General features: G+C 73.1%; 12 protein-coding genes and 1 riboswitch. Of the genes, 5 read left to right on the forward strand and 7 right to left on the reverse strand.

Going from position 1 to position 16,154, the window contains the following annotated elements:
* Positions 1-72 precede the first annotated feature (72 nt).
* The 3 genes from CLV71_RS00215 to CLV71_RS00220 are packed head-to-tail and all read right to left on the reverse strand — an operon-like array spanning position 73 to position 3,979.
* Positions 73-1,425 (reverse strand): cobyrinic acid a,c-diamide synthase CobB, encoded by a 1,353-nt coding sequence (locus tag CLV71_RS00215; protein WP_208297313.1) that lies wholly within the window; start codon positions 1,423-1,425, stop codon positions 73-75.
* Entirely contained in the window at positions 1,419-2,033 is a 615-nt protein-coding gene (gene cobO, locus CLV71_RS48320) for a cob(I)yrinic acid a,c-diamide adenosyltransferase (protein ID WP_208297314.1), read from the reverse strand. Before cobO ends, CLV71_RS00215 begins: the two co-directional genes overlap by 7 nt.
* Entirely contained in the window at positions 2,033-3,979 is a 1,947-nt protein-coding gene (locus CLV71_RS00220) for a putative cobaltochelatase (protein WP_133900503.1), read from the reverse strand. Before CLV71_RS00220 ends, cobO begins: the two co-directional genes overlap by 1 nt.
* A gap of 33 nt (positions 3,980-4,012) precedes the next feature.
* A riboswitch (cobalamin riboswitch) is annotated at positions 4,013-4,128 on the reverse strand.
* 47 nt (positions 4,129-4,175) lie between these two features.
* Between CLV71_RS00220 and cbiE the strand changes: the two genes are divergently transcribed.
* Entirely contained in the window at positions 4,176-5,372 is a 1,197-nt protein-coding gene (cbiE, locus tag CLV71_RS00225; RefSeq protein ID WP_208297315.1) for a precorrin-6y C5,15-methyltransferase (decarboxylating) subunit CbiE, read from the forward strand.
* Between the two features lie 26 nt (positions 5,373-5,398).
* Here cbiE and CLV71_RS00230 read toward each other — a convergent pair whose 3' ends face one another.
* The 4 genes from CLV71_RS00230 to CLV71_RS00245 all read right to left on the reverse strand — a co-directional run bounded on the left by CLV71_RS00230 (position 5,399) and on the right by CLV71_RS00245 (position 11,266).
* Entirely contained in the window at positions 5,399-5,980 is a 582-nt protein-coding gene (locus tag CLV71_RS00230) for an O-methyltransferase (RefSeq protein WP_133900504.1), read from the reverse strand.
* 51 nt (positions 5,981-6,031) lie between these two features.
* Complete coding sequence (locus tag CLV71_RS00235) at positions 6,032-7,822, reverse strand: ABC transporter ATP-binding protein (RefSeq protein ID WP_243866107.1); 1,791 nt, start codon at positions 7,820-7,822, stop codon at positions 6,032-6,034.
* Positions 7,823-7,911: 89 nt separating this feature from the next.
* Entirely contained in the window at positions 7,912-9,279 is a 1,368-nt protein-coding gene (locus CLV71_RS00240) for a class-II fumarase/aspartase family protein (protein ID WP_133900505.1), read from the reverse strand.
* Between the two features lie 4 nt (positions 9,280-9,283).
* Positions 9,284-11,266, reverse strand: a complete 1,983-nt coding sequence (locus CLV71_RS00245) for an amylo-alpha-1,6-glucosidase (RefSeq protein ID WP_243866109.1) — start codon at positions 11,264-11,266, stop codon at positions 9,284-9,286.
* 170 nt (positions 11,267-11,436) lie between these two features.
* Between CLV71_RS00245 and CLV71_RS00250 the strand changes: the two genes are divergently transcribed.
* The 4 genes from CLV71_RS00250 to CLV71_RS00265 are packed head-to-tail and all read left to right on the forward strand — an operon-like array spanning position 11,437 to position 16,123.
* A complete protein-coding gene (locus tag CLV71_RS00250) occupies positions 11,437-12,573 on the forward strand; it encodes a serine/threonine-protein kinase (RefSeq protein WP_133900507.1) in 1,137 nt (378 codons plus the stop codon).
* 42 nt (positions 12,574-12,615) lie between these two features.
* The gene (locus CLV71_RS00255) at positions 12,616-13,419 is read left to right on the forward strand and encodes an FHA domain-containing protein (protein ID WP_133900508.1); all 804 of its coding nucleotides are present in this window, start codon (positions 12,616-12,618) and stop codon (positions 13,417-13,419) included.
* On the forward strand, positions 13,419-14,525 hold the full coding sequence (locus CLV71_RS00260; RefSeq protein WP_133900509.1) for a hypothetical protein: 1,107 nt from the start codon (positions 13,419-13,421) through the stop codon (positions 14,523-14,525). The genes CLV71_RS00255 and CLV71_RS00260 overlap by 1 nt, the downstream gene beginning before the upstream one ends.
* Complete coding sequence (locus tag CLV71_RS00265; protein ID WP_133900510.1) at positions 14,522-16,123, forward strand: VWA domain-containing protein; 1,602 nt, start codon at positions 14,522-14,524, stop codon at positions 16,121-16,123. Before CLV71_RS00260 ends, CLV71_RS00265 begins: the two co-directional genes overlap by 4 nt.
* Positions 16,124-16,154 lie beyond the last annotated feature (31 nt).

Consider the following 16,154-nt stretch of genomic DNA (forward strand, 5'->3'; position numbering starts at 1 on the left):
CACAGGTCGTACGTGTACGAGACCCCTGATGGTACGAGGAAGCCCGTGGCGCCCGGCCGGGGTGCTCGTGGCTCAGGTGGTGTGGTGGGCCATCACCGCGTCGGCGCAGCGGGCCACGAACCGCGCGACCGCGTCGGGTGCCGCCGCGGGGTGCACGTGCACGTACGAGGCGTGCACCAGGTCCGTGACGAACCCGTCCGAGCCCCGGCCGTCGCTCGCGTGCCACCGCCAGGCGGGCGGCTCGCCGTGTGCGGGCACGGCGGCGGTGCGGTGGAACTCGTGCCCAGTCAGCCGTGTGCCTGCCCGGTACACCACGGAGTCGTGGGTCGCGACGACGTCCCGGTAGCCGAGGGTGAGCCGGTCGGTCATGGTGGCGTCGGCGTCGAGCACCCCGCACATGGGCCGGCCGTCGAGACTCCTTGCCAGGTAGAGGAGTCCGGCGCACTCGGCGTGGATCGGCACCCCGGCGCGGGCCACCGCGTGGCGCAGCGGGGCGTTGGCGGACAGCTCGTGCGCGTACTGCTCGGGGAACCCGCCGGGCAGCACGATCCCGGCCGTGCCCTCGGGCAACGCGGTGTCCCGCAGGGGATCCACGGTCACCACCTCGGCGCCGGCGGCGTACAGCAGCTCGGCGTGCTCCGCGTACCCGAAGGTGAACGCGGGGCCGCCCGCCATCGCGATCACCGGTCTGCCAACGGTTTCCCGTGCCGGCGACCACGGCGTGAACGCGGGTCCGCCCCGGGCGAGGGCCAGCACGGCCGCGAGGTCCACGCCGTCGGCGACCAGCGTGGCCATGGCGTCGACGGCTTTCCGTGCCGCGCCACCGTGTTCGGCGGCGGTCACGAGCCCGAGGTGGCGGGAGGGGACCTCGACGGCCGCGTTCCTGCGCAGTACCCCGACCACGTCGAGGCCGACGTCGTCGCAGGCGGCCCGCAGGACGGTCTCGTGCCGGTCGGAGCCGACCTGGTTCAGCACGACCCCGGCGATGCGCGTCGTCGGCCGCCACGACCGGAACCCGTGCAGCAGAGCCGCGAGGCTGGTGCTGTGTCCCCGGGTGTCGACCACCAGGACCACCGGTGCGCCGAGGATCTCCGCAACGTGCGCGGTCGAACCCTCGCCGGAGGAGACGCGTCCGTCGAACAGGCCCATGACGCCCTCGACCACGGCGACGTCCGCGCCTGCCGAGCCGTGTGCGAACAGCGGCCCGACGAGGGACTCGCCCACCAGCACGGGATCGAGGTTGCGGCCGGGCCGTCCGGCCGCGAGCGTGTGGTAGCCGGGGTCGATGTAGTCGGGGCCGACCTTGAACGGCGCCACCACGTGCCCGGCCCGCCGCAGCGCGGCCATCAGCCCGGTGGCGACCACGGTCTTGCCGCTGCCGGAGGCGGGTGCCGCGACGACAACCCTCGCGACCCGCGCTACCACTCGATGCCCTTCTGCCCCTTGGCGCCGGTGTCCATCGGGTGCTTGACCTTCGTCATCTCGACCACGAGGTCCGCGGCCTCGACCAGTTCCGGTGCCGCACGCCGGCCGGTGATCACCACGTGCTGGTGGCCGGGCCGGTTGACGAGCGTCTCGACCACCTCGGCGACGTCGAGCCAGCCCCACCCGATGGGGTAGGTGAACTCGTCGAGCACGTACAGCGTGTGCCGCTCGGCGGCGAGCCTGCGCCGGATCTCCTGCCAGCCCTCGCGTGCGGCCTCGGCGTGGTCGGTCTCGGTGCCGTGCTTGCGGGTCCACGACCAGCCGGCACCCATCTTGTGCCACTCGACCGGGGCGCCCTGACCCGTCCGCTCGTGCACCTCGCCGAGCGCCAGCAACGCGTTCTCCTCGCCGACCTTCCACCTGGCGGACTTCACGAACTGGAACACCGCGATCGGCCAGCCCTGGTTCCACCCGCGCAGCGCCAACCCGAACGCGGCGGTGGACTTGCCCTTCATCTCTCCCGTGTGGACGATCAGCAGCGGCCGGTTGCGGCGTTGTCTCGTGGTGAGGCCGTCGTCCGGCACGGCTTCCGGTCTGCCCCGGGGCATCAGGCCGCGCCCCTCGCCGCACGCACGACCCCGGTCACGACGTCACTCGACAGCTCGTCCAGCCGCACACACGCACCGCCCAGCGCGACGGCCAACCTCGCCGCCAGCCCGAGCCGCATCGGCCCGCGCTCGCAGTCCACGACCACGCTCGCCACACCGTCCTCGGCGAGGAAACCCGCCACCCGCATGGCGTCCTCGACGGGGTCGTGGCGCAGGGGGACGGTCGCACGGCCGTCGGTGACCACCACGAGCAGCGGGCGGCGGCGTGGGTCGCGCAGGCGCTCGACCGTCAACGTCCTGTGCGCACGCAGAAGTCCGCTCGCCAGCGGGGTCCGCCCGCCGGTGCCGAGCCTGCGCAGCCGGGTGACCGCGGCCTCCACAGAGGACGTGGGCGGGAGCACGAGATCGGCCGACGTGCCGCGGAAGGTGACCAGTCCCACCTTGTCGCGGCGCTGGTAGGCGTCCAGCAGCAGTGAGACCACGGCGCCGGAGACGGCCGACATCCGCCTGCGTGCGGCCATCGAGCCGGACGCGTCGACCGCGAACAGCACCAGGTTGCTCTCCCGGCCTTCCCGTACGGCGTGCCGGATGTCGTCGCGGCGCAACACGATCCCCGCCCCGGCGCGTCCGCGTGCCGGCTGGTGCGGTGCCGCGGCGGTCAGTGTGCCCACGAGGTGGACGCCGTGCCCGCGTGACTGCGTGGCCCGCAGCGTCCTGCCGAACCCGGCCCGCGCGCGGGAACGCCTGCCGGGGGCGCCCTCGCCGACGCCGTCGACGGCGAGCAGCCGTGCCCGGAACGCGGGATCCGGTGCGGTGGCGGGTTGTTGTGGCGGCGTGTCCGAACCACCCCGCGGCGCGTCGGTGCCGTCGGGCGCACCGTCCGGAGTGGACGCACCGTCGCCGGGGCCGTCCGGGTCGTCGTCGGGCGGCTCGGCGCTTTCCGCGGCGTCCCGCAACGCCTGCCGCAGCTGCTCCTCGTCGAGGCCCGGCTCGTCGAACGGGTCGCGCCTTCGCCGGTGGGGCAACGCGAGCCGGGCCGCCACCTCGACGTCCTTCTCCTCGACGGCTTCGCGGCCCCGCCACGCGGCGTGCGCGACGGCGGCCCGCGCGACCACGAGGTCCGCGCGCATCCCGTCGACACCGAACGAGGCGCACAGCGCCGCGATCCGCCGCAGTTCGTGGTCCGGCAACCGAACCGACGGCAGTGCGGCCCGCGCGGTCACGATCCGCACGGCCAGCTCGGCGTCGGTCTCTGCCCACCGCGCCGCGAACCCCTCCGCGTCCGCCTCGTACGCGAGCCTGCGGCGGATGACCTCGGTGCGGCTGTCCACGTCACGCGACGCCGCCACCTCGACCGTGAGCCCGAACCGGTCGAGCAGCTGCGGCCGGAGCTCGCCCTCCTCCGGGTTCATGGTGCCGACCAGCAGGAACGACGCGGCGTGCGACACCGAGACGCCCTCGCGCTCGACGTGCGCGCGGCCCATCGCGGCCGCGTCCAGCAGCAGGTCCACGAGGTGGTCGTGCAGCAGGTTGACCTCGTCCACGTACAGCACCCCGCGGTGCGCCGCGGCGAGTAGGCCCGGCTGGTAGGCGCGAACACCCTCGGTCAACGCGCGTTCCAGGTCGAGCGAGCCGACGAGCCGGTCCTCCGTGGCGCCGACGGGCAGCTCGACCAGCCGTGCGGGCCGGACCGTGCCGACGGGTTCGTGGGGCAGGTCGGGGCAGGCCGGGTCTGGTGCGGCCGGGTCACAGCTGAACCGGCAGCCCGCCACGACCTCGACCGGCGGCAGGAGTGCGGCGAGTCCCCGGACCACTGTGGACTTCGCGGTGCCCTTCTCGCCCCGCACGAGCACGCCGCCGATCACGGGGTGCACGGCGTTGAGCAACAGCGCGAGGCGAAGGTCGTCGTGTCCGACGACGGCCGAGAACGGGTAGCCTGCGGTCATCCGCGAGTCCTTCCCCGGGTCCGCGCCCGAGTCGGTATGGCAAGCAGCGGGGCCGAGTGTCTGGCTTGCCGGATCGCTCCGGGTCACAGTGGCGGGACCGCACCAGATTCGCGCTGGTTTCCTCGGACACCCTGCTGTCAGGTCTCACTGCATCGTGGCAGACGGCGGGCCGCCTGTCGATTACGGTGCTGGACCCGTGGCAACTATCACCGTGGTCGGGATCGGGGCGGACGGGTGGGACGGGCTCTCGCCGGCCGCCCGCCTCGAGGTCGACGAAGCAGAGGTGGTCATCGGCAGCAGCCGCCAGCTCGCGCTGCTCCCCGCGTCGCGGGCGCTGCGGGTGGCGTGGCCGTCGCCGTTGCTCCCCGCTGTCGAGCCGCTGCTCGCGGAGCACGCCGGCAGGCGGGTGTGTGTGCTGGCGAGTGGGGACCCGATGCTGTTCGGCATCGGCGGCACGCTCGTGCGGCTGCTCGGCGAGGCGGCGGTGCGGGTCGTGCCGCACCCGTCGTCGGTGTCGCTGGCGTGCGCGCGCCTTGGCTGGCCCGTCGAGGACGTCGAGGTCGTGAGCCTGGTGGGGCGGCCGGTCGAGTCGCTGCTGGTGCTGCCGAACCGGCGCGTGCTGGTGCTCAGCGCGGGCGCGGGGACGCCCGAGCGGGTGGCGGAGCTGCTGCGCACCCGCGGGTACGGACCGACGCCGATGACCGTGCTCGAGGACCTCGGCGGACCGGGGGAGCGGCGCCACGACGGCACGGCCGCGACCTGGCAGGCGTCCGTCGGCGCGCTCAACGTGATCGCGCTGGACTGCCGGGCGGCACCCGGGGTGTCGCCGCTGGGCCGCACACCCGGCCTGCCGGACGACGCGTTCGACCACGACGGCGCGCTCACCAAGCGCGAGGTCCGGGCGGTCACGCTCGCCGCGCTGGCGCCGCTGCCGGGTCAGCTGCTGTGGGACGTCGGCGCCGGGGCGGGCAGTGTCGCGATCGAGTGGCTGCGGACGCACCCGGCGTGCCGCGCGGTGGCCGTCGAGCCCAGGGCGGAGCGGGCGTCGCGGATCTCGGCCAACGCGGCGGCGCTCGGCGTGCCCGGCCTGACCGTCGTGCACGGCCGCGCCCCCGAGGCGCTGGCGGACCTGCCGCACCCGGACGCGGTCTTCGTCGGCGGCGGGGTGTCCGCGGACGGGGTGCTCGCCGCGTGCTGGGGCGCGCTGCCTGCGGGCGGCAGGCTGGTCGCGAACGCCGTGACGCTCGAGTCGGAGGCGGTGTTGACGCGCTGGCACGCCGGTGTCGGCGGCACGCTCACCCGGATCGAGGTGAGCAGGGCGGCGCCGATCGGCGGCTTCACGGGGTGGAAGCCGATGATGCCGGTGACACAGTGGGAGGTGGTGCGCACCTGACCGTGCGTCCTCCCCGGCGTTCGGCGCTACCTGCGGACGGCGACCAGCTCACCCTTGCCGACCGGGATGGTCGTCACGGCGCTGAGGTTCCGGCGGAGCAGCTCCTCCAGCGGCGCGATCTCGTCCGGGTGGGACAGCGCGTTGTCGGCCACGAGGACCCCGCCGGTACGCAACACCCGGATGGGGTGCGGCCACCACGACGGGTACTCGGTCCGTTCCGCGTCCAGGAACAGCAGGTCGACCTCCCCGTCGTCGAGTTCGGCGAGGCCCTTGCCACCGTCGCGCAGCCGGAGGTCCACGTACTCGGCGAGCCCGGCCTCCTCGAGCACGCGGGCCGCGTCCCGCTGGGCGTCGGGGTCGGTGTCGTAGCTGGTCACCCGGCCGCCGACCGACCGGGCGGCGTCGGCGAGCCACAGCGTGGAGACCCCGCGCGAGGTGCCGATCTCCACGATCCGCCGCGCCGCGACGGTCTGCGTGAGGAACCACACGAACCGCCCCGCGTCGGGCTCCAGCACCCGCCACCGCTCGAGCCGGTCCTCCTTGGTGGCGTCGTGCCGCGCCGCCGCCTCGGTGACCCGGTCGATCACCGCTTGAACCACGTCGTCCATGCGGTGATCCTCCCACCGCCCCGACCGGCGTGCGGTGTGAGCCGGCGCATGTCAGGTGCCGGCCACGACCCGGTTCTCCTCGTGCAGGAAGCCACCGGACTGGTGGCGCCACAGGCGGGCGTAGGTGCCGTCGCGGTCCAGCAGCTCCTCGTGGGTGCCCTGCTCCAGGATCTCGCCCTTGTCCAGGACCACCAACTGGTCCATGCGTGCCACCGTGCTGAGGCGGTGTGCCACCACCAACGCCGTGCGGCCGGCCATGATCCGCCACAGTGCCTGCTGGATCAGCAGCTCGCTCTCCGAGTCCAGCGCACTCGTCGCCTCGTCCAGCAGCAGGACCGGGGCGTCGCGCAGGATCGCCCGTGCCAGGGCGACCCGCTGGCGCTGGCCGCCCGACAGTTTCACGCCGCGTTCGCCCACCAGTGTCCCGAAGCCCTCGGGCAGGGTCTCCGCGAACTCGGTCACGTGTGCGGCCCGCGCCGCGGCGAGCACCTCCTCCTCCGTCGCGGACGGGCGCGCGAACGCGATGTTGTCGTGCAGCGTCCGGTGGAACATCGCCGGTTCCTGTGGCACGTAGGCGATCAGGCTCCGCAGGTCCGCCTGCCGCAGCCGCGCGATGTCCTGACCACCGACGCGGATCGTGCCGCCGTCGATGTCCATCATCCGCAGCAGCAGCTGGGTGATCGTGGTCTTGCCGCCGCCGGAGCGGCCGACCAGGCCGACCTTCGTGCCGCTCGGTACGACCAGGTCGAGCGAGCGGAACAGCACCTCCGCACCCGCGTGCGCGAACCGGACACCCTCGAACCGGACGGCGGCACCCGAGGGCGCCAGCGGTTCCGGCGTCGGCGGGTCGACCACCGTCGGCCGGTCGAGCAGCATCGAGGTGAACTGTGCCGCCTCGGTCAGCGAGCTCTCCAGGCGCCGGTAGATCTGGTTGAACTCGAACATGATCTTCGTGGCGCTGGAGAAGTACGTGAACGCCACGATGATCGCCTCGACGCCCATGCGCCCGCCGGTGACGCCGATCGCCACCAGGAGACCGAGTGCGTTGGTGAGCACGGAGATCGGCGCGACCAGCGTGTCGATGCGCAGGTTCGCGTAGTCCCACGACCGCAGCGCGAGCCTGCGCACGTCCCGTACCCGGTCGCGGTGCTCGGCTGCCTCCCGGTCCTCCGCGGCGAAGGCACGCACCGTCGCCATGTTGCCGATGACGTCGGCGACGTGGCCGGACACGCGTGCGATCGCCGCCTCCCGCTTGTCGACCAGCGCCTGCCTGCGGCGCACGAGCGGTGCGACGAGCAGTCCGGTGACCGTGATCAGGCTCAGCAGCACCAGCACGAGCAGCGGGTCGTACTGCCACAGCACCACCGACGCGAACGTCAGCGGCACGAGGTTCGCGAACACCGAGAACGTCATGGCGTCAACGAAGTCCTCGAACCGGGACGCGAAGCTCAGCACCCGCTTGGTCAGCGAGCCCGCGAAGTTGTCGTGGAAGAAAGCGGCGTCCTTGGCCAGCAGCTCGTCCATGCCGACCGCGTACAGGTGCTCGATCCCGAGGCCGTCTGTCCTGTTCAGACAGTGTAGTCCTATGCGCCAGAACACCTCCGCCACCAGCAGCACCCCGGCGAGCGCGATCACCCACGGTGCGACGGTGTCCAGTGCGACCGGCATGCCGCCCGCGATGCGTCCGACCAGTCCCGCGACGATCAGCGGTGCGACGTAGTTGATCCCGATGTTTCCGATGGCGGGTGACAGGAGCGCGGGAAACGCGAACCTCTTGCGACTCGTCAGCTCTCGCCAGTAGTAGCGAACTGCCAGCAGTACCGCCGTTCTTCTTTCCGGCACGGCGGGGCGCCCCCTCACGGTTGTTGGCTTCGCTCACAGAGCACGACAGCACACCATGCTGCCCGAAGCACCCCGTTGCGGGCGAACGATTATCCGAGCACCGCGGTCCGGCGGGCGAGCACCCGGTCGACCAGCTCGTCGGCCGCACCCAGGTAGCCGGCCGGGTCGAGCAGCGCGTCGAGGTCGTCGACGTCACGCAGCTCCCGCCGCAGCAGGTCCGCGAAGCCGCCCTCGCCAGAGGCGGCCCGCGCGGCGACCTCACCGAGCAGCTTCTTCGCCGCCGCCTTGCCGAGTACCGGCGCCAGCACGACGTTGAGCCGCTCGGACACGATCGTGCCGCCGCCCGCCGCGAGATTTTCCCGGAGCCGCCCGGGAAAGACGCGCAGCCCCTCGACCAGCTCGGCGGCCGTGTGCGCGGCGCCGCCCGCGAGCCGGAGCGTTTCGCGCAGCGGCTGCCACTCCGACTGCCAGCCCCCCGCCGAGCGTTCGTCCTCGGCGAGCATGCTCTGCGCCAGCATCGCCGCGTACGCCGGTGCCTGCCGGGCCGCCGACACGAGCAGCGCCGCCAGCACCGGGTTCCGCTTCTGCGGCATGGCCGAGGACACCCCGCTGCCCGCACCCGAGGGCTCGGCCACCTCGCCGACCTCGGTGCGGGTCGCGCCGAGCACGTCGACCGCGAGCTTGCCGAGCGCGCCGGTGACGGTCACGGCCACCCAGCCGAGGTCGGTGACCGGTGTGCGCCGCGTGTGCCACGGCGCGGCGGGCACGTGCAGGCCCAGCTCGGCGGCCACACCCTCGGTCAGCGCGGCAGCGTGGCCCTCGGGCGCCACCCCGGCCGTGCGCGCGTACTCGAGGTAGGCCGCGAGCGTGCCGCCCGCGCCGCCCAGCTGGACGGGAAGCCGCGTGTCACGCACGCGCTCGACCGCGTCGAGCACGAGCGCGAGCCACCCGGCCGCCTTCAGGCCGAACGTCGTGGGGACCGCGTGCTGGGTGAGGGTGCGGGCGGCCATCGGCGTGTGCCGGTGCTCGTCGGCAAGGCGCGCGAGGGCGTCGGCGACCCGGGCCAGGTCCGCGTCGGTCCGCGCCAGGGCACGGGTGGCGAGCAGCATCGTGGCCGAGTCGAGGATGTCCTGGCTGGTGCCGCCCCGGTGCACGTACTCGGCGGCCTGCTCGTCGCGCTCGGCGACGGCCGCGGTCAGCTCGCGGACCAGCTCGACCACGGGGTTGCCCGACCCGCGTGCCCGGACCGCGAGGTCGGCGACGTCGACGCGCACCGCCTCGGCGGCAGCGGCGATCGGCCCGACGGCGGACGCCGGGACGACGCCGAGGCGGGCCTGCGTGCGCGCGAGCGCCACCTCGACCGACAGCATGGCCTCGACCCAGGCCTCGTCGGCGAGCAGTGTGTCCATGCCGGTGCCCGGCCAGACCAGGCTGAGCAGTCCCGTGTCGGCGTTCATGCCCTCATCCTGGCCGGTCCTGGCCGTGTTCGCACCGCCCGCCCGCGGTGACCGTGCCGATGCCCCGGCCGGTGAGGGTGATCTCGCCCCAGTGCGCGGGCAGCCGGGGGTCGGTGGTCACGGTCCCGTGCGGCACATGGGGTTCCAGGCCCAGCAGCGCACGCACGACCAGCAGCGGCGCGGCGCTGGCCCACGCCTGCGGCGAGCACGAGGTGGGGAACGGCACGGGCGGGGCGAACTCGGTGCGCGGCAGCCCGCAGTACAGCTCGGGCAGCCTGCCGCCGAACGCGGTCGCGGCGTCGAGCAGGCCGACCGCGAGCCGGTGCGCGAGGTCGACCGCGCCGGGCAGGTGGGCGTAACGCATGAGTCCCGCGACCGCGATGGCCGTGTCGTGCGGCCAGACCGACCCGTTGTGGTAGCTCATCGGGTTGTGGGCACCCATGGTCGACGCGAGGGTGCGCAGGCCGTAGCCGGTGTCCATGTCCGGTTCGGACAGTCGCGCGACGAGCGTGGCGGCGTGTTCGTCGGTGGCGATGCCGGTCCACAGGCAGTGGGCGGTGTTGCTGGTCAGTGCGTCGACCGGGGCGCCGTCGCCGTCCAGCGCGACGGCGTACCAGCCGTGTCGCGGGAGCCAGAAGCGCTCGGCGAAGCGCGTTCGGAGCGCCTCGGCCCTGGCGCGGTGGCGGGTCGGGTCTTCGCCGAACGCCTCGGCCAGCTCGGCGCGGGCGAGCCACGCGGCGTAGGCGTAACCCTGCACCTCGCACAGCGCGATGGGTCCGGTGGCGAGGCGGCCGTCGGCGTGGTTGACGGCGTCGGGGCTGTCCTTCCACCCCTGGTTCGCGAGGCCGCGGTCGGTGGCGCGCCGGTAGGTGACGAAGTCGCCGTGACCGTCCACCCAGGACAGCGCGGCGTCGGCGGCGGGCAGGAGTGCCCTGACGGCGTCCTCGGCCACGCCCCACCGCCACGCCTGCGCGAGCAGCATGACGAACAGCGGGGTGGCGTCGGCGGTGCCGTAGTAGCGCTCGCCGCCGAGGAGCGCGGCGCTGTCGGGTCCTCGGCGCAGCTCGTGCATGATCCGGCCGGGCTCCTCCTCGGTGGCCGGGTCGACGCGGGTGCCCTGCGACTCCGCGAGGGTCCGGAGGGTGCCGAGCGCGAGACCGGGGTCGAGTGGGAGCGCCATCCAGGCGGTGAGCAGGCTGTCCCGGCCGAAGAGCGTCATGAACCAGGGCGCCCCGGCGGCGACGTACGGTCGCGGCCCGTCGATCCGCAGCGCGCCGAGGTCGCTTTCGGTGCGGCGCAACACCTCCGCGAGCGCCGGGTCCTCGGCGGTGATCCGGGTGTTGCCCGCGAGCCACGCCTCGAGCCGTCGTGCCGGGCGGGTCCTGTCGAACGGCCTGCCGGTCCCGACGGTCACCTCGGCCTCCCAGCGGCTGCGCGCGGGGAGGTGGACGCGCCAGGTGAGACCTTCGGTCGTCAGCTCGGGTTCGCCGGTCGCGCTCACCGACACGTGCCGCCCCCGCCCACGGAGCACGAGCGCGTCGCCCTCGACGCTCGCGTGCGCCGCCCCGGCGGCCCGGCCCTCCTTGACGGCGAAGAGGTCCGCGAAGTCGGCGGCCACCGCCAGGTCGAGCCGGACGTCGGCGGCGTCGCCGACGTTGTCGACGCTGATGGTCTCGGACATGCCGTCGCCGACGAGCCGGTCCCTGCACACGAGCAGGTCCGGCGCGCGTCGCGACACGAACCGCGCCTGGAAGGCCGCCGGCTGCCGCACCGACAGCGGGGTGAGCCCGTCGACCGCCAGCTCCCACCGGGACAGCACTCGCGCGTCGTCGAGGAAGAGCCCGTGCGCGGCGCCGGGGGTGATGTTCCCCTCGGCGCCGGACAGGCAGAAGGCACTGCCCTCGACGGTGGTGATCCCGCCGGCGTGCACGGCCTCGCCCGCGTTGAACGGTCCGCTGATGTCCACTCCTCCGATCCGGGTGGACACCGAGTGTCGCATCAGGGTGGTCTCCGGGAGGGGAGCCCTCCCGGAGACCGTGCAATAGGGTCGGACCGACGGTGAAGAATTGCTACCGAAACTGCCGACCGGGACCATTACCGGAGTGCGTTGCGTACGATTTCGGCGTCCTGGAACGGTGGTTCGCGACGAGGTGATCGGTGACCGATCTGGTTGGGCCGTACGAACTCGCTCAGTTGATCGGGCGTGGTGGGATGGGCGAGGTGTGGCTCGCGATCGACACCCGCAACGACCGGGAAGTGGCGATCAAACTGCTGGCCAGGCAGGCCCTGACCGATCCTGAGCTGCAGGAACGGTTCCGCAGGGAGTGCAAGATCGCCGCCAGGATCTGGCATCCGCACATCCTGCCCGTGTGGGACTACTCGGTGCAGGGACGGCCCTACATCGTCATGCCTTTCGTCGAGGACGGGACCGATCTCGCGTCAATTCTCAATTCGGGGCCAATTGCACCTGAACGTGCGGTGAACATTGTGCGCCAGGTGGCGTCCGCTCTTGACGCGGCGCACCGCGCGGATCTCCGCCACCGTGACGTGAAGCCGTCGAACATCATGATCCGGCCGGACGGCGGCGACGAGAAGGCGCTGCTGTTCGACTGGGGCATCGCCCAGCCGGTCGACGCCAGCCGCGCGGCACCCGTGACCCGGCTCGACCAGCTCGTCGGCACCCCCGCCTACATCGCGCCGGAGCGGCTGTCCGACAAGGTCACCCCCGACCACCGCGCGGACGTCTACTCGCTGGCCGTGGTGCTCTTCGAGTGCCTCGCCGGTCACAAGCCCTTCGACGGCGAGGACATGGCGGTCCTCACGGCCCAGGTGGTCCGCGACCCGCCGCCGCTGCCCGGCCACCTGCCTGCCGCACTCCGCGACGTCGTGGCGAAGGGCCTGGTCAAGGACCCGGACGCACGCTGGCAGAGCGCGGGCGAGATGGGTGCCGCGGCACAGGCGGCCCTCGCCCCCGCCCAGGTACCCGTGGCGGCCGTGCCACCGCGCCTGCCCACCCGACCCAGCGCGGCACTGCCCGCACCACCGGTGCCCGCCACGGTTTCGAACGCCCCGCGCATCACCGCCGTGGCGGCGCTCGGCGCGGTCGCCGCCGTCCTCCTCCTGCTGCTCGACGCGGTCGACTCCACCACCTTCTGGCTGCTCCTCGCGTTGCTGGCACCCGGCGGCGGCCTGGTCGGCCTCGGCCTCTGGGGACCGAGGCGCGCCAGGCCGGACACCGTGCTGCCCGGCGACCCGACGTTGCACCCGGGAGGGTTCCCGGGCGTCGGACCGTAGCGTCGGAGGCGCAGGAACACGGTGACACACAAGAAGGTCAGCATGACTCAGGGCATGTATCCGCTCGGTCGCCTCACCCCGAGCCTCGTCCGCCAGGAACCGCTCTTCGCCGGGGCAACCGCACCCGCGGGCACGCTCTTCGTGCTCGGCGACGCGGGCGGGTACGCCGCCGCGGCGGTCAGCGGGCGTGAGCTTCTCGTCGGCCGCAACACCCCGGACGTGCACGTGGCCATCGGCAGCGGCGACGCCTACGTCAGCCGCGAGCACGCCACGCTGCGGTGCGTGCCCTACGGCGGCACGACACAGTGGGTCATCCGCAACGGCGGCAAGCTCCCCATCCGGATGCCCGACAACGCGCCGCTGCTCAGCGCGCACGAGGCACCCCTGCCCGGCGGCTACACCCCGCTCTACATCCAGGGCGAGCAGCTGCACGTGGTCGAGGTGCTCGTCAGCGACGGCCGGCGCAGGCGGGGCGCGGTCAGCCCGCAGACCAGCACCGGCAATCTGCGGCTGCCGCTGACCAGGCGCGAGTGGCTGGTGCTCGTCGCGATGTTCGCCGACGTGCTGGCCCGCGAGGACCAGGCGATGCCGAACAGCTGGAACGGCACCGCGAAGCTGCTCAACACCGTGCCCGGCCAGTCCGGCTGGACCGACCGCAAGGCGGAGAACGTCGTCGACGGCGTCCGCCAGCGCCTCACCTCGGCCGGGATCGAGCGGCTGACCAGGGAGACCGCGCCGTCGGAGGCACTCAAGGCCAACCTGGCGCGCGTACTCCTCGACACCGGCACGCTCGTGCCGGACGACCTGCGGGTCCTCACCACCGGGATCGGGAACACGGAGAGCTGATGGCGAGATCGAGAGCCGGACTGGCGGGCGTGCGGATCGTCGCGCTCGTCGCCGGCGTCGTGCTGATCATCGTGGCGGTCGTACTCGTCACGCGGCACGAGAAGGGGCAGGCGGGTGGCTGCGACGAGCCCGCCACCACCGTCCGGGGCGTGATCGGCTCGGAGAAGCAGGCCTTCTTCGACGACACGCGGGTGACCGACCGCCTGGCGTGCCTGGGTTTCCGCGTCGAGGTCGACGCGAGCGGCTCCCGTGACATGGTCCAGGCGCTGCACCGCGACGACGGCTACGCGTTCGCGTTCCCGTCGAGCACGCCCACCGCGGAGACCATCCTCACGGAGTTCCGGCTGACGGAGAAGATCCCCCTGTTCTCCACGCCGATGATCGTGGCGACGTTCAGGCCGATCGTGGACCTGCTGGCGGACAACGGCGTGGTGGCGCAGGCGGCCGACGGCTCGCGGGTCCTCGACGTCGCGGCCCTGCTCCGGCTCGCCGAGCAGGGCACCACCTGGGACCAGCTGGCGAACAACGACAACCGCTTCACGGCACACAAGACGGTGCTGCTGTCCACAACGGACCCACTCGACTCGAACTCCGCGATCATGTACCTGTCGATCGCGTCGCAGGTCGCGAACGGCGGCGCGATCGTGACCACCCCGCAGCAGGTCGACGCCGTGCTGCCCCGGCTGTGCAGGCTCGTGGCCGACCAGGGTGATAAGCCGGAGACCAGCCAGGTCCTGTTCGACAACTACCTGGTCTACGGGATGGGACGCACGCCGATGGCGCTGGTGTACGAGTCCCAGTACGTGACGAGGGCGCCGAAGCCGGAGCTGCCGCCGGACGCGGTGAAGCTCTTCCCACGCCCGACCGTCTACTCGCGACACACGCTGATCCCGCTGACACCGGACGGCGGGGCGGTCGGCAAGGCGTTGCGCGACGATCCGGAGCTGGTGCGGCTGGCGGTCGAGCACGGGTTCCGCCCGGAGAGGCCGGTGTCCGGCGAACAGCTCGGCGAGCGGCCGGTGGACGTGGTGGAGTCACCGGACTTCGACGTCCTGGAAACGATGCTGTCCGATCTCTCCCCGACTTCCGGAAGGTGTGCGCGATGAGACGGCTCGTCTTCATGGCGCTGGCCGTCTTCGCCCTGGCCGGCTGTACGTCCGAACCAGACTCCCGACCATCCGCGCCGACCGACTTCGACGGTCCGCCCGTGACGCTGCGGGTGCTGGCCGGCTCCGAGCTGGCCGACATGAAGCCGATCCTCGACGAGGCGGCCAAGGCTACCGGCGTGACGGTCACCATGGACTTCACCGGCACCCTCGAAGGCGCAGACACCGTCGCCCGCGGCGGCGCGGACGGCAGGTACGACGCCGTCTGGTTCTCCTCGACCCGTTACCTGCAGACGATTCCCGAGGCCAAGCAGCGGCTCACCACCTCGACGCGGATCATGGGCTCACCCGTCGTCCTCGGCGTGCGCACGTCGACCGCACGCGAGCTGGGCTGGGACCGCGCGGCACCGTCGTGGTCGGACATCGCCGACGCCTCGGCGGGCGGCAAGCTCACCTACGCCATGACCGACCCGGCCGCGTCCAACACCGGCTTCTCCGCGCTCGTCGCGGTCGCCGCCGCGATCGACGGCTCCGGCGCGGCACTCGACGCCGCCGCCATCGACCGCATCGCGCCGCAGCTGATCGACTTCTTCGCCGGCCAGCAGCTCACCGCGGGCTCGACGGACTGGCTCACCAGCGCCTTCGTCCGCCGCGACACCGGTGCGGAGCCGGGGAAGCCGATCGACGGGCTCGTCAGCTACGAGGCGTCGCTGCGGTCGCTGAACCGCGCGGGCACGCTGCCGGAACCGCTCACGGTCGTGTACCCGAAGGACGGCGTGATCAGCGCCGACTACCCGTTCACGTTGCTCGCCGGCGCGTCCGGCGAGCTCCGCGACGGCTACCGCAGGCTGGCCGCCTACCTGCGCACGAAGGACGTCCAGAAGTCCATCGTGGACCGGACGCAGCGGCGGGCCGCGGTGCCGGGGGTCGCGTTGCCGGACAAGGCACCCGCGAGCCTGGTCGAGCTGCCCTTCCCCGGCACCCGCGCGGCCGTCGACGCGTTGCTGACCGCGTACTTCGACCGCCTGCGCAAGCCCGCGCGGACGGTCTACGTGCTGGACCTGTCCGGGTCGATGGCGGGGGAGCGGCTCGCCTCGCTGAAGACCGCGCTGTCGGACCTCACCGGCGTCGACACCTCGCTGTCCGGGCAGTACTGCCGGTTCCGCAGCCGGGAGGAGGTGATCCTGCTGCCGTTCAGCACGAAACCCGGGGACCCGGCGACGTTCACGGTGTCCACGGATTCCCCGCAGGCCTCCCGCGACGCGATCCGCGGGGCGATCGAGGGCCTCGCCGTCGACGGCGACACCGCGGTGTACGACAGCCTCGTCGCGGCGTACGGGTTGTTCGGCGGTGCGGAGGACCGCTTCCTCTCGATCGTCCTGATGACCGACGGCGAGAGCAACACCGGCCGTGGGCTCGGCGACTTCACCGCGTTCCTTCCCGGTGCGCCACAACAGGTCCGCGTGTTCCCGATCCTGTTCGGCGAGGCGGCGGAGCAGGAGATGCGCCAGGTGGCCACGGCGACCGGCGGCGAGGTCTTCGACGCGCGGCAGGGCGACCTCGGCAAGGCGTTCTGCCAGATCCGCGGCTACCAGTAGGAACCGGTACCACCGCGAGACCGGGTGCCTC

The organism is Actinophytocola oryzae (assembly GCF_004364325.1).
Lineage (GTDB): Bacteria > Actinomycetota > Actinomycetes > Mycobacteriales > Pseudonocardiaceae > Actinophytocola > Actinophytocola oryzae.

Coding starts and splice junctions, on each gene's coding strand:
- CLV71_RS00230 (WP_133900504.1), bottom strand. CDS start 5,980: ATGGACGACGTGGTTCAAGCGGTGATCGACCGGGTCACCGAGGCGGCG.
- CLV71_RS00265 (WP_133900510.1), top strand. CDS start 14,522: ATGAGACGGCTCGTCTTCATGGCGCTGGCCGTCTTCGCCCTGGCCGGC.
- CLV71_RS00260 (WP_133900509.1), top strand. CDS start 13,419: ATGGCGAGATCGAGAGCCGGACTGGCGGGCGTGCGGATCGTCGCGCTC.
- cobO (WP_208297314.1), bottom strand. CDS start 2,033: ATGCCCCGGGGCAGACCGGAAGCCGTGCCGGACGACGGCCTCACCACG.
- CLV71_RS00240 (WP_133900505.1), bottom strand. CDS start 9,279: ATGAACGCCGACACGGGACTGCTCAGCCTGGTCTGGCCGGGCACCGGC.
- CLV71_RS00220 (WP_133900503.1), bottom strand. CDS start 3,979: ATGACCGCAGGCTACCCGTTCTCGGCCGTCGTCGGACACGACGACCTT.
- CLV71_RS00255 (WP_133900508.1), top strand. CDS start 12,616: ATGACTCAGGGCATGTATCCGCTCGGTCGCCTCACCCCGAGCCTCGTC.